The 12,536-nt window shown below is 66.8% G+C and carries 9 protein-coding genes and 1 tRNA gene; 6 read left to right on the top strand and 4 right to left on the bottom strand.

Features of this window, described 5'->3' with window-relative positions; translation table 11 throughout:
* Positions 1-23 precede the first annotated feature (23 nt).
* A complete protein-coding gene (locus IAE24_RS12480; RefSeq protein WP_199961361.1) occupies positions 24-2,627 on the bottom strand; it encodes a DUF1631 family protein in 2,604 nt (867 codons plus the stop codon).
* 60 nt (positions 2,628-2,687) lie between these two features.
* The gene (ettA, locus tag IAE24_RS12485) at positions 2,688-4,349 is read right to left on the bottom strand and encodes an energy-dependent translational throttle protein EttA (protein WP_013803101.1); all 1,662 of its coding nucleotides are present in this window, start codon (positions 4,347-4,349) and stop codon (positions 2,688-2,690) included.
* Positions 4,350-4,616: 267 nt separating this feature from the next.
* Between ettA and IAE24_RS12490 the strand changes: the two genes are divergently transcribed.
* The 3 genes from IAE24_RS12490 (at position 4,617) to IAE24_RS12500 (ending at position 8,528) form a co-directional block, all read left to right on the top strand.
* Positions 4,617-6,416 carry a DEAD/DEAH box helicase gene (locus IAE24_RS12490; RefSeq protein ID WP_063326567.1) on the top strand — a complete coding sequence of 600 codons (1,800 nt, stop codon included), beginning with the start codon at positions 4,617-4,619 and terminating at the stop codon, positions 6,414-6,416.
* A 240-nt stretch (positions 6,417-6,656) separates the two neighbouring features.
* Complete coding sequence (locus IAE24_RS12495; RefSeq protein WP_199961360.1) at positions 6,657-8,366, top strand: M14 family metallopeptidase; 1,710 nt, start codon at positions 6,657-6,659, stop codon at positions 8,364-8,366.
* A gap of 85 nt (positions 8,367-8,451) precedes the next feature.
* Positions 8,452-8,528, top strand: a tRNA-Arg gene (locus tag IAE24_RS12500).
* Between the two features lie 428 nt (positions 8,529-8,956).
* Here IAE24_RS12500 and IAE24_RS12505 read toward each other — a convergent pair.
* Positions 8,957-9,859, bottom strand: a complete 903-nt coding sequence (locus IAE24_RS12505) for a LysR family transcriptional regulator (protein WP_012204737.1) — start codon at positions 9,857-9,859, stop codon at positions 8,957-8,959.
* Positions 9,860-9,991: 132 nt separating this feature from the next.
* On the opposite strand from IAE24_RS12505, the gene ycaC reads away from it, so the two are divergent.
* The 3 genes from ycaC to IAE24_RS12520 all read left to right on the top strand — a co-directional run bounded on the left by ycaC (position 9,992) and on the right by IAE24_RS12520 (position 12,080).
* Entirely contained in the window at positions 9,992-10,618 is a 627-nt protein-coding gene (gene ycaC / locus IAE24_RS12510) for an isochorismate family cysteine hydrolase YcaC (protein WP_199961359.1), read from the top strand.
* A gap of 10 nt (positions 10,619-10,628) precedes the next feature.
* Complete coding sequence (locus IAE24_RS12515; RefSeq protein WP_141833730.1) at positions 10,629-11,318, top strand: hydrolase; 690 nt, start codon at positions 10,629-10,631, stop codon at positions 11,316-11,318.
* 423 nt (positions 11,319-11,741) lie between these two features.
* The gene (locus IAE24_RS12520; protein WP_052195740.1) at positions 11,742-12,080 is read left to right on the top strand and encodes a hypothetical protein; all 339 of its coding nucleotides are present in this window, start codon (positions 11,742-11,744) and stop codon (positions 12,078-12,080) included.
* 20 nt (positions 12,081-12,100) lie between these two features.
* On the opposite strand, the gene IAE24_RS12525 is transcribed toward IAE24_RS12520, so the two are convergent.
* A partial coding sequence (locus tag IAE24_RS12525) for a type IV pilin protein (RefSeq protein WP_325100528.1) occupies positions 12,101-12,536 on the bottom strand: 436 nt, incomplete at its 5' end.

The raw sequence follows: 12,536 nt of genomic DNA on the forward strand, positions 1-12,536 counted from the left end.
CCGGCACATGTGCGGCAGGCGCCTCAGTCCACGCGCCGCAGTTGCCCTTGTGCCAGCAGCTTGTCGCGCATGCGGCGCGTCATGGACTGGGTGCTGCCATCGGTGGCCGTGAACAGGAACAGCGTCTGCTGCGGGCTGACCCAGGTCAGCTGGGTGCGGATGCACTGCCGGGCGTTGGACAGTTCCACCCAGGTACCCAGCGCCCAGTCTTCGGACACCACGGGAACCACCGGCGGCGGTGGCTCCAGGGGCAGCGCGGGCTCGGCAGGCATCGGGGCGGCTTCGCCAACGGCCAACGCAGCCTGCCCCGCAAGCCCAGCAAGGGCCTGCGGCGCTTGTGCAGCCGGGGTGGCCGGCAGCTCATCCTGCAGCGCCTCGGGCAGTTCCAGGTCCTGCTCGGTCAGCGCGCCGATATCGTCCACCATCGGCTGCCGCACATCAAGCGGCACCGGCAGGGAGGCCGCCAGGCCAAACAACGACTGCGGCAGACGGCCCGCCAGGGAGCCGGGCGTTGTCTGGCCAAGCGTTGCCGCACCAGTGGAGGAAGACAGGGATGCCAGCACCGAGTCCGACCCGTAGATGGTGGGCGGTACGGAGTCCAGATAAATGTCCACGCTCTCTATGGGCTGGCGGACCACACCGGCATCCAGCGCATCCTGGTGCAGGCCGGCCAGGCGCGCGGCAAAGGCCTGGATTTCCTCTTCCGTACGCCCCACGCTGCGCAGGCCGGCGCGCAGCCGGGCCTGCAGCCGGGGTGCCAGCGCCACCAGGCGGTCGGTATCGCGGCCCGCATGGGCTGATACGCTCCACAGCAGGCTGGGCACCAGGGCCAGATAGCCGCCGGGGTCCCGGGCCTCGCTGCCGTCCACGGGTTCCTGAACGCTGGCGATCACTTCGGCCCAGGGTCCCGTGGCGAATTCCAGAATGTCATCGGGCACGCCCTGGGCGCTGGGCAGGCGCCGGATGGCGGCTGCAATCTGCTCTGCCCTGGGCATGGCGGTTTCGGGCCAGCGCGGGTCCAAGCCCCGCCTTTCCACATGCCTGAGCGCAGCCGAGACAGGCCCGGTCACCGTGCCGCCTTCCGGCATTTCGCCAGGGCCCACGGGCTGCATGCCGCTGCCGCCCCAACCGTCGCGCAGCTGCTGCAGCACCGTGGCAAAGGCCGACGCATCGGCACGCTGCAGGGCCGCCAGCCGCATGGCGGCGGAATCGGCCACCTGCAGGAATTGACCGTAGCCGGGCGCGGATTCACTGTCGAACCACAGGCTGCGTGCCGTCAGCTCATCCAGCAGCTGGCGCGCGGGGTGGCTGCGGTCTTCAAAAAAGCGCGCGTCCTGGACCACCAGCTGCTGCAGCAGCGGCTCCAGACGGCCCACGGTGCGCTGCACGGAAGGCAGCAGGCGCGTGTCGGCCGCCATGAAACGCATCATGCGCTGCAGGGTGTGCAGCGCGGCGCCGTCGTCGGCGCGCACGCCGGGTGCGGGCTCCTGCTGCTCGGGCGGCTGCAGCGCCTGCATCAGTTGCTCCAGCTGGGCCGAGTGGTGCTGCACGGACTCCAGCGCCATGCAGCTCAGCGAAGTCCAGCCTTCGGGCAGCGCCGCCAGCACGGTGGGTGCCGTCTCGCTGCCCTGCCAGGCGGTGGTCTGCAGGCGGCTTGCGCCGTCCATGGCCGGCGCAAACTGCCCGGGCACGGAATAGGAGGATGTGTGGGCCAGCGCCAACATGGAAGAAGGCGCCGCTGCGGGCGCCTCGCGGTGCGAATCCATCCAGCGTGGATCGGACAGCAGGGCCGCCACCAGGCGCCGCGTCAGCTCATCTTCCTGGGCCTGCTGGCCAAAGGAGCCATAGGCGCGGCTCTGGGCCACGGCATCGCCATAGTGGGAAGGTGCCCGCCAGCGGCTTTGCCCCGGCAGGTCGGAATGGCGGCGTCCCGCGTCGGGCGAAGGGGCCTGTACCGGCGCCAGGCCATAGGCCGCAGGCTGCACCCCCTTGTCACGCAGGGATTGGGCGATATGGCCGTACTCGGACACCAGCAGCGCACCCAGGTGCTCGCGCATGAAGCCCAGCCAGCAGGCGGCGGAGCCGGGGTCCACCCCGGTGTCGTCGATCACGCGCTGCAGCGCCTGCACATAGCTGTGGGGCCGCAGCGGATTGCGTTCGGGCTGGACACGGTCCAGGCCCTGGACGGCGCTGACCAGGGCATCGAGCTCGGCCAGCGCGATCTCCACCTGCGGCGCCACATGCTGCAGCAGGCGCTGGTGGGCCAGCTGGGACTGCAGCACGGAATCGTCCAGGAGGGAGAGGGAGGCGAAATCGGTGGTGCCGGGCACACCGGACGCACCGGACATGCCAGGCACAGGGGGCCAGGCCGCAGCGCCGCCGGATTGACCAAAGCATTCCAGCAGCGCCCGCCCATAGCCCTTGAGCATGGGCGCCCGATGGCGGGCCAGCAGCTCCAGCGCCTCGGGGATTTCAGCGCGGCGCGGCAGGCCGGAGCCCGGCTGGTCGGCCTGCTCCATGGCATGCGCCGTGCGCTGCAGCAGCCGCAGGATCAGCGCCTCCGAGCCACGCACAGCCTGCACCAGGCAGGCTTGCAACGCGGCAACAGAAACGGGTGGAGGATTCATGGCCCGAAGAATACAGGCTCCAGCCCGTGCCGGAGGCGCTTTGAGGCTTGCCTTTGATGCTTACTTCAGTGCCTTGTAGCGCATGCGCTTGGGCTTGGCGCCCTCCTCGCCCAGACGCTTTTTCTTATCGGCTTCGTACTCCTGGTAGTTGCCGTCGAAGTACACCCATTGCGAATCGCCTTCGGCGGCCAGAATGTGCGTGGCGATACGGTCGAGGAACCAGCGATCGTGGGAGATCACCAGCACCGTGCCCGCGTACTCCAGCAGCGCATCTTCCAGCGCGCGCAGGGTTTCCACGTCCAGGTCGTTGGAGGGCTCGTCCAGCAGCAGCACGTTGCCGCCCTGGATCAGCGTCTTGGCCAGGTGAAGGCGGCCGCGCTCGCCGCCGGAGAGGTTGCCGACCTTCTTTTGCTGGTCCTGGCCGTTGAAGTTGAAGCGGCCTGCGTAGGCACGCGACGCCATCTGGAACTTGCCGACGTTGATGATGTCCAGCCCGCCCGAGATGTCTTCCCACACCGTCTTGTCGTTGGCCAGCGCGTCACGCGTCTGCTCCACATAGGCCATCTTGACCGTCTGGCCCACGATGACTTCGCCGGAGTCGGCCTGCTCGCGCCCCGCGATCAGCTTGAACAGCGTGGACTTGCCGGCACCGTTGGGGCCGATGATGCCGACGATGGCGCCAGCGGGGATGTTCATGGTCAGGTTGTCGATGAGCACGCGGTCGCCAAAGCTCTTGGTGACGTTGTTGAACTCGATGACCTGGGTGCCCAGGCGCTCGGCCACAGGAATGAAGATTTCCTGGGTTTCGTTGCGCTTTTGGTATTCGAAATCGCTCAGTTCCTCGAAGCGCGCAATACGGGCCTTGGACTTGGTCTGGCGGCCCTTGGCATTCTGGCGAACCCACTCCAGTTCCTTCTTCAGGGCCTTGGCACGGGCTTCCTCGCCCTTTTGCTCGGACTCCAGGCGGCTTTGCTTCTGGAACAGCCATTCGGAGTAGTTGCCCTTGTAGGGAATGCCGTGGCCACGGTCCAGTTCCAGAATCCACTCGGCAGCGTTGTCCAGGAAGTAGCGATCGTGGGTGATGGCCACCACGGTGCCGGTGAAGCGGTGCAGGAATTGCTCCAGCCATTCCACGGACTCGGCGTCCAAGTGGTTGGTGGGTTCGTCAAGCAGCAGCATGTCGGGCTTGGACAGCAGCAGCTTGCACAGGGCCACGCGGCGCTTTTCGCCACCGGACAGCTTGCCGATCACGGCATCCCAGGCCGGCAGGCGCAGGGCGTCGGCAGCGATCTCCAGCTGGTGCTCGGAGTCGGTGCCGGCAGCGGCGATCTTGGCTTCGAGCTCGCCTTGCTCGGCGGCCAGCGCGTCGAAGTCGGCGTCGGGCTCGGCATAGGCGGCGTAGATTTCATCGAGGCGCGAACGGGCCGCGTTGACTTCGGCCATGGCCTCTTCCACGGCCTGGCGCACGGTGTGCTCCGCATTGAGCTGCGGCTCCTGCGGCAGGTAGCCGATGGACAGGCCCTGCATGGGCAGCGCCTCGCCTTCGAATTCCTTGTCCACCCCAGCCATGATCTTGAGCAGCGAGGACTTGCCCGAGCCGTTCAGACCCAGCACGCCGATCTTGGCGCCCGGGAAAAAGCTGAGAGAGATGTCCTTCAAGATCTGCCGCTTGGGCGGCACGGTCTTGGTGAGGTGGTTCATCGAGAAAACGTATTGAGCCATTCTGGTCCGAGTACTTGAATCGTTGATTTCTGCAAAAACCGGGCAACAAATCGGTTGCACGCCAGCCGTGATTATCCGCGCATGCGACAATACCCTGCGTCACGGGTTCCAGTTGCCCGTGACATCAGCATTCCAGCTGGGGACGATGGACGCTGTTTTCCAGGCTCCCGACATTGAACTACATCCGCCTACGACTGGTCCGGCAACCGCCCTGGTTGCCTCGACAGGCAGATACCCAGCGCCCCGGACGGGCGCATCTTTGATCACATGACATTTGAAGAACTGAATCTGGCTCCCGCCATTCTGAAGGCCGTGCTTGAGGAGGGTTACGAGAACCCGACTCCCATCCAGGCACAGGCCATCCCTGCGGTGCTCGCCGGCCACGACCTGCTGGCAGGTGCCCAGACCGGCACCGGCAAGACCGCTGCCTTCACCCTGCCCATGCTGCACCGCCTCTCGCAAGGCCAGGTGCCGCGCAACAAGTTCGGCGGCAAGGGCATCCGCGCCCTGGTGCTGACGCCCACGCGTGAACTCGCCGCACAGGTCGAGGAATCGGTGCGCAGCTACGCCAAGTACCTGGACATCAACTCCACCGTCATCTTCGGCGGCGTGGGCATGAAGCCCCAGATCGACCGCATCAAGAAGGGCGTGGACATCCTGGTCGCCACGCCGGGCCGCCTGCTGGATCTGCAGCAGCAAGGCTTCATGGACCTGTCCACCGTCGAAGTCCTGGTGCTCGACGAAGCCGACCGCATGCTGGACATGGGCTTCATCCATGACGTCAAGAAGGTGCTGGCCCTGGTGCCCAAGGACAAGCAAAGCCTGCTGTTCTCGGCCACCTTCAGCGACGAGATCCGCGACCTGGCCAACGGCCTGCTGCGCAACCCGCAGTCCATCCAGGTCACGCCCAGCAACACCACGGTCCAGCGCATCACCCAGGTGATCCACCCCGTGGGCCGCGGCAAGAAAAAGCAGGTGCTGCTGCACATCATCAACGAGAACAACTGGAGCCAGGTTCTGGTGTTCACGCGCACCAAGTTCGGCGCCAACAACGTTGCCGAATTCCTGACCAAGAACAACATCAGCGCCATGGCGCTGCACGGCAACAAGAGCCAGAGCGCCCGCACCCAGGCCCTGGCAGGCTTCAAGACCGGCGAGCTGCGCGCCCTGGTCGCCACCGACATCGCTGCACGCGGCATCGATATCGACGAGCTGCCGCACGTCGTGAACTACGAGATCCCCAACGTGTCCGAGGACTACGTGCACCGCATCGGCCGCACGGGCCGTGCCGGTCGCGAAGGCCACGCCGTCAGCCTGGTCTGCATGGACGAAGAAGGCTTCATGATGGACATCGAGCGCTTCACCAAGCAGGAAATCCCTGTGCAGGTGCTCGAAGGCTTCGGCCCGGAAGAGGACGAAGTGGCCGAACCCATCGCCATGGGCCGCCAGACCATCTGGGGCGGTGCAGGCAAGCCGCCCAGCCGTGACGTCATGCAGGCCGCCGCCAAGGCTGCGCGCCAGGAAATGATGGACCGCATCCGCACCACCAAGGCCACCCAGCCCGACCGTGGCGGTCGCGCAGGCGGCCGTGGCCAGGCTCCCAAGGCCGGCTCGGACGAAGGCCGCTCCGAAGGCAACGCCGGCGGCCAGGGCCGTGGCCGCAACCACGCCGGTGCAAGCGCCAACAACAAGCCGCGCCGCGATCGCTTCGATGGCCCGGGCAATGGCTCCGGCGCCGCCCACCGCCCCAAGGCAGCCCCCCAGAACGCCCCCAGGCGCGGCCCGCGCCCTGACGGCGAAGGCGGCGGCGGTGTCCGTCGCTTCGATGACCAACCCCCGCGCGCTGATGCCCACCTGGGCACGCAGCTGGGCCATGCACGCAGCAGCGGCCCCCGTGGCAGCGCAGGTGGCGGCCAGCCCGATCCGATGCGCACCAGCGTGGACACCATGGCCGAACGCGGCCGCCGTGGCGGCTTCAACCGCGGCGGCAATGGTGGCGGCGGTGGTGGTGGCGGCTTCGGCGGCGGTGGCCGTGGCGGCCCCTCGCGCGGCGGCTACGGTCGCTGACCTGCACCACGGCTCCTTGGCATGCCCTGCGGCAAGCCGAGGAATCCGCCAACAAAAACGGGCTGCATCTCTCCGGGGCTGCAGCCCTTTTCACATGGCGCAGATTGCGCATTCAGCCGACAGCGCGCCGCAAGCCTGCATGGCTATCATCCCGATAGCATTGCGGCCTGCGGCTATTGAAGGCCGCGCCCTTTTCCCGGATTTCAAAGACTCCCCCGACTGGTTCCTCAAGGCCACGCCATGACACTGCAGACCCCACACGCCACCCCCTCCAGCCAGCGCCCCGATTCGGAGCTGCCACAGGACAGGTTGCGGTGGTCGGCCCTGGCGTGCGCAGCCCTGCTTTCCGCCTGCGCCAGCACCCCGCTGCCGCCATGGCCCACCACCTCCAAGCCCCAGGCGACCACGCAGCCCATCGCGCCGGCCAACAACCTGGTCCCGCTGCCCTACAACGCGGCCGTGGCTGCGCGCTTTCCCGATCCAGCCACCCGCTACGACACACCGGGCCTGGCCCCGCAGCGCAACCAGTTCACCACGGCCAGCGAACTGTCTTCCTGGCTGAACAGCCAGGCCAGCAAATCCCTGGGCCGCGACACGCGCCTGGGTATCGTGCAGCCCGGCAGCTCGCAGCGCGGCAGCCCCATCCAGGCCCTGGTGGCCACGCGCGCACCCGGTATTCAGCCGTCGGCGCTCTATGACAGCCGCCGCCCCACGGTCATGCTCGTGGCCGGCCAGCACGGCGACGAACCCGCGGGTACGGAGGCCTTGCTCATCATCGCCCGCGAGCTCGCTCCCGGCGGCCTGCTGGAGCCGCTGCTGCAGCAGATCAACGTGATCCTCGTGCCGCGCGCCAACCCCGACGCCGTGGAAGCCGGCACGCGCAATGCAGCCGATGGCACCGACATCGCCCATGACCACCTGCTCCTGAACACGCCGGAGGCCAAGGCCCTGGCCACCCTGGCACGCGACTACCGCCCCGTCGCCGTGGTGGACCTGCAGGAATTCCCCGCCGCCAGCATCTTCCTGCAGAAGTACCAGGCCATACAGCGCTACGACGCCCTGCTGCAGTACTCGGCCACGGCCAACCAGAATGAATTCGTGACCAAGGCTGCGCGCGAGTGGTACACGGCGCCGCTGCGCACCGCGCTGTCGCAGGCCGGGCTGAGCAGCGACTGGTACTACACCACCAGCCAGGATCTGCAGGACAAGTCCATCTCCATGGGCAGCCTCGCGCCCGATTCGCTGCGCAACGTCAGCGGGCTCAAGAACTCGGTGGGCTACCTGGTCAGCAGCCGTGGCTCGGACCTGGGCCGCGCCCACATCCAGCGGCGCGTGCACACCCTGGTCACCGCGTCCACACGCATGCTGCATTCCAGCGCCGAGCGTGCCAAGGACCTCACCCAGGTGCAGGCCTTCGTGGCCCGCGAGACCGCCTCCCTTGCCTGCCACCAGCAACTGGCCGTGCTGGCCGAGCAGACCCCCGAGCAGCGCACCCTCACCATGATCCAGCCCGACACGGGCGCCGACCAGCAGGTGCGCGTGGACTGGAACGCTTCGCTGCAGCCGCGCACCACGCTGTCGCGCCCGCGCTCCTGCGGCTATTGGCTGTCCGCCAGCGCCCAGCCCGCCGTAGACAGGCTGCGCCTGTTGGGCCTGCAGGTGCTCAAGGTGGCCGAGCCCGGCCAGCTGCTGGCCGACTCGTACAACGAAACCCGCTCGGCCACGCCCGCCAGCGGCGCCTATGCGCTCACGCGCGGCGCCGTCGAAGCGCCCGTGGGCAGCTACTACCTGACGATGAACCAGCCCATGGCCAATCTTGCCGCTGCGGCGCTGGAGCCGGACACACCCTACAGCTACCTTGCACGCGGCCTGGTGCCCACGATGACCGACATGGCGCGCGTGATGGCACCTCCTTCGGTGGTTTTCGAGGAAGAAGACGACGCCGAATGACGGCAAGGGCGCCAGGGCACGCCGCCAAGCCCTGAGCGCCCACCCATTGCGGGTATGATCCGCGCTGGCCCGTCAGCGGCCATATCTGCCCGTAGCTCAACCGGATAGAGCAATTGCCTTCTAAGCAATAGGTCGGGGGTTCGAGTCCCTCCGGGCAGGCCATCCTGGCATCCCAAGAAATCCCAATACGTCCAAAGAAGTCCAAGGGCCCGCACTGGTCTCGGGCTTCAGGTACACCTAGCTTTCGATGTCGTCCAACGGCGCCCCGGTGGCGCGATACACGCTTGACGTGATGCCATCCGGAGTGGGTTCGACGTGCCTGACTACGTGCCTGACTAACGGCAAGCACCGGGACATTGCCGCGCTCTACGGGCAGGATCGATGGCGCACAATAGCTGTCTCCTGGCGTCCGCTCGGCGCACATCTAACACGACGGCCGCGTGATCGCACGGTCCCCGATTGATTGAAAATCTGGTCGCTCTGGAAAAGCAGCTTCCGGAGGTGGAAGGCATCAAGTACCCGGCCGGATCATTCATCTGTCAGCGATGAAGATGGAGCTCCGGGTGGTAGCCAGTCGGCTTCCCGGCAGCTCAGTCTTCGTCCAGCGCCTCAAACCGCTCTGCCAGGAAATCCAGCAGCGCCCGCACGGCCGGCAGCAGCCCGCGCCGTGAGGCGAACACCGCATGGATGATCTCGCGCCGTGGCGCCCAGCCCGGGATGACGTGGACCAGTTCACCGCGCGCGATCTGCTCGCGCACCATCATCGAGGGCAGTTGCACCACGCCCACCCCCGCCAAGGCCGCCGCGCGCAGCGCCAGCATGCCGCGCGTGACCAGGCGCGGCCGGTGGCGGATGGCCGCCTGCGTGCCGTCCGGGCCGATCAGGTGCCACACATGCTCGTGCTGCGGCAGGCCCAGGTCCATGCTCGGCAGGCCTGCCAGATCGGCGGGCACCTGGGGGATGCCGCCTGTCAACAGCCGCGGGCAAGCCACCAGGCATTGCCCGCGCTCGGCGAGCATGCGCATCACCAGGTCGCTGTCCTCCAGCGGCGGCGGGCGCACGCGGATGGCAACGTCGATTCCTTCGCCCACCACGTCCACGCGGCGGTTGGTTTCCTCGAGGTGGATCTCCACGCGCGGGTACGCGGCCATGAAGGCTGCCAGCATGTCGGCGATGCGCGCATCGAGCAGCGCCACCGGGCAGGTCATGCGCACGATGCCGCGCGGCTCGGCGTGGGTCAGCGCGATGGCCTCGTCGGCGGCGTCGGCCTCCACCAGCATCGCCTTGCAGTGGCCGTAGTAGGTCTGGCCGGTCTCGGTGACGGCAAATCGCCGCGTGGAGCGCTGGATCAGGCGCGTGCCGAGACGCTCCTCCAGCTGCGCGATGCGCCGGCTCAGCTTGGATTTGGGCATCCCCAGCGCGCGGCCCGCGGGCGCAAAGCCGCCGTGGTCCACCACCTGCACGTAGTAGTAGAGGTCGTTCAGGTCTTTCATTGCACACCGTCTCCATCGTTCCTCAGATAGGACTCTGATGGCAATTATTAACGACTACCGCGTTCATCGTTCAAATCCTATTCTCTATCCATCAGCCAAGACCTTTGTCTGGGCGACCCAAGGAGATTCACCATGACCAAGCCCTACGTCCGCCTGGACAAGGACAACGCCGCCGTGCTGCTGGTAGACCACCAGACCGGCCTGCTATCCCTTGTACGCGACATCGACCCGGACAAGTTCAAGAACAACGTGCTGGCGCTGGCCGACATCGCCAGCTATTTCAAGCTGCCGACCATCCTGACGACCAGCTTCGAGAACGGCCCCAACGGACCGCTGGTGCCGGAGCTCAAGAGCAAGTTTCCCCAGGCGCCCTACATCGCCCGGCCCGGCAACATCAACGCCTGGGACAATGAGGACTTCGTCAAGGCCGTGAAGGCCACGGGCAAGAAGCAACTCATCATCGCCGGCGTGGTGACCGAGGTGTGCGTGGCCTTCCCGGCACTGTCGGCCATCGAGGAAGGCTTCGACGTCTTCGTGATCACTGACGCCTCCGGTACCTTCAACCCCATCACCCGCGATGCGGCGTGGAATCGCATGTCGCAGGCCGGCGTGCAACTGATGAGCTGGTTCGGCGCTGCCTGCGAACTGCACCGCGACTGGCGCAACGACGTGCAGGGGCTGGGCACTCTGTTTTCCAACCACATCCCCGACTACCGCAACCTGATCACGAGCCACACCACGTTCACCCAGGGCAATTGAGGAGAAGACCGTGAGCACACCCCAAACCATCGCCAACTTCAACGGCGCCCGCCCGGTCATCGATCCCGACAATGTGGCGATGCTGCTGATCGACCATCAAAGCGGCCTGTTCCAGACCATCAAGGACATGCCCTTCACCGAGGTGCGTGCCAATGCCACCACACTCGCCAAGGTAGCGACACTGGCGAAGATCCCGGTCATCACCACCGCATCGGTGCCGCAGGGTCCGAACGGCCCCTTGATCCCCGAGATCCACCAGTACGCCCCGCATGCCCGGTACGTTGCGCGCAAGGGCGAGATCAACGCCTGGGACAACCCGGAGTTCGTCGCTGCCGTCAAGGCCACTGGGCGCAGGCAGCTCATCATCGCGGGGACGATCACCAGCGTCTGCATGGCCTTCCCCAGCATCGCCGCAGTGCACGAGGGCTACCAGGTCTTCGCGGTGATCGACGCCTCGGGGACCTACTCGAAAATGGCGCAGGAAATCACGCTGGCGCGCATCGTGCAGGCTGGTGTCGTGCCGATGGACACGGCGGCGGTGTGCTCGGAGGTGCAAAAGACCTGGAACCGTGAGGACGCGTTGCAGTGGGCGCAGGCCTACAGCGCCATCTTTCCGCCGTACCAATTGCTGATCGAAAGCTACTCCAAGGCGCAGGAAGTGGCCAGGAACGGTGAGCAGCTGGATTCGCAACGCACCTGACTGCGGTAACACGGCACGGGTACGAGGCCGCTTGCCCAGGTCAGGGGCAGAAGTCATTACACTTGTCGCCAAGCCGAAAGGCCCGGTGTGTCGAAGCACCTTACCAGTAGCGTTTGCGACCCCCAACGTCAAGCGGGGTTCTGTCATGCCCGAATTCCTGAGGCGGACGTGCCTGTGCACGCCCCTTCCAACGGTTTTGGGCGGGATGGGGCTCTCCGTGAGGACGCCCGCACGGCTACTGACGTGCTTCGAACATCCCGTCCACCCGTCTCGTGTCGAAGCGGTGCGGGTGGCTTCCTTGAATCCAGTAGGAGCCAAGCGATGACCGCATCTTCACCCGCTTCCCGTCCACCCCCTTCCCTCACCACTCGCCAAGCGGGAAAAGCCAAGGCTTGCCGCAGGCATCGCAGGACTCACTGCACCATGCGGACCGCGCTGGCCTTCATGCAGCGATCCCTGGAATTCCTGGTGCGCGTGGCAGGCGAACACGACAACGCCAACTACGACGACGACGGCACCGATGCCGATGTGGAGCTGGCCGTGGAACTGGCGCTGGAACACATCAGGCGCCTGCGCGCAGCGGGGCCCATGGAGCGCGAGGCCTTCGCCCAACACTGGAACATGGCGGCGGCCGCCATCCGGCTGGGGGCGCTTGCCTACGGCCGAACCGACAGCACCTACTACCGCATGCTGGGCTTTGTGCAGCAGCAGTTCGAGGTGTCGGCGGCCATGGTGGAATTTGTGGATGAGGCGCAGGACTGAGACCCCGGCCCCGGTGGCGCTCAGCGCCAGCAGTCTCCCACCGTTCCCAAGGGCGAGATGCCCTTCACGCCCAGGGCGTTCAGGGTGTAGTCGCCGCAGCGCCTATCCGATGCCTGGCGGCCGGTGCGCGTGGCCTTGAGCGTGTAGCCGCCGTCATTGGCGGCCGTGGCCATCGTCAGGGTGTAGTGGCCGTTCTCGGACTTGTCCCCCCAGGGCAGTCTGAGGTTGGCGACGGAGCTTGTGTAGCCGCCGTTCTGCGCCCGCCAGCGCTCCTGCCGGGCGGCGGCCTCGCCCAGCAGGCTTTGCGCCTCCACGCGCCGCGATCGCAGCACGTATTCCTGGTAGGAGGGGTAGGCGATCGCCGAAAGAATGGCGACCACCGCCACCGTGATCATCAGCTCGATCAGCGTGAATCCATTTAGCTTGCTGCGCACGCATTTCTCCTTGGGGGCCCGC

The sequence above is a fragment of the Delftia sp. S65 genome, assembly GCF_016516495.1.
Classification (GTDB): domain Bacteria; phylum Pseudomonadota; class Gammaproteobacteria; order Burkholderiales; family Burkholderiaceae_C; genus Comamonas; species Comamonas acidovorans.

Bases quoted from the DNA above. Each gene is read 5' to 3' on its own strand.
- IAE24_RS12480 (WP_199961361.1), bottom strand. From the start codon at position 2,627: ATGAATCCTCCACCCGTTTCTGTTGCCGCGTTGCAAGCCTGCCTGGTG.
- ettA (WP_013803101.1), bottom strand. From the start codon at position 4,349: ATGGCTCAATACGTTTTCTCGATGAACCACCTCACCAAGACCGTGCCG.
- IAE24_RS12490 (WP_063326567.1), top strand. From the start codon at position 4,617: ATGACATTTGAAGAACTGAATCTGGCTCCCGCCATTCTGAAGGCCGTG.
- IAE24_RS12495 (WP_199961360.1), top strand. From the start codon at position 6,657: ATGACACTGCAGACCCCACACGCCACCCCCTCCAGCCAGCGCCCCGAT.
- IAE24_RS12505 (WP_012204737.1), bottom strand. From the start codon at position 9,859: ATGAAAGACCTGAACGACCTCTACTACTACGTGCAGGTGGTGGACCAC.
- ycaC (WP_199961359.1), top strand. From the start codon at position 9,992: ATGACCAAGCCCTACGTCCGCCTGGACAAGGACAACGCCGCCGTGCTG.
- IAE24_RS12520 (WP_052195740.1), top strand. From the start codon at position 11,742: ATGCGGACCGCGCTGGCCTTCATGCAGCGATCCCTGGAATTCCTGGTG.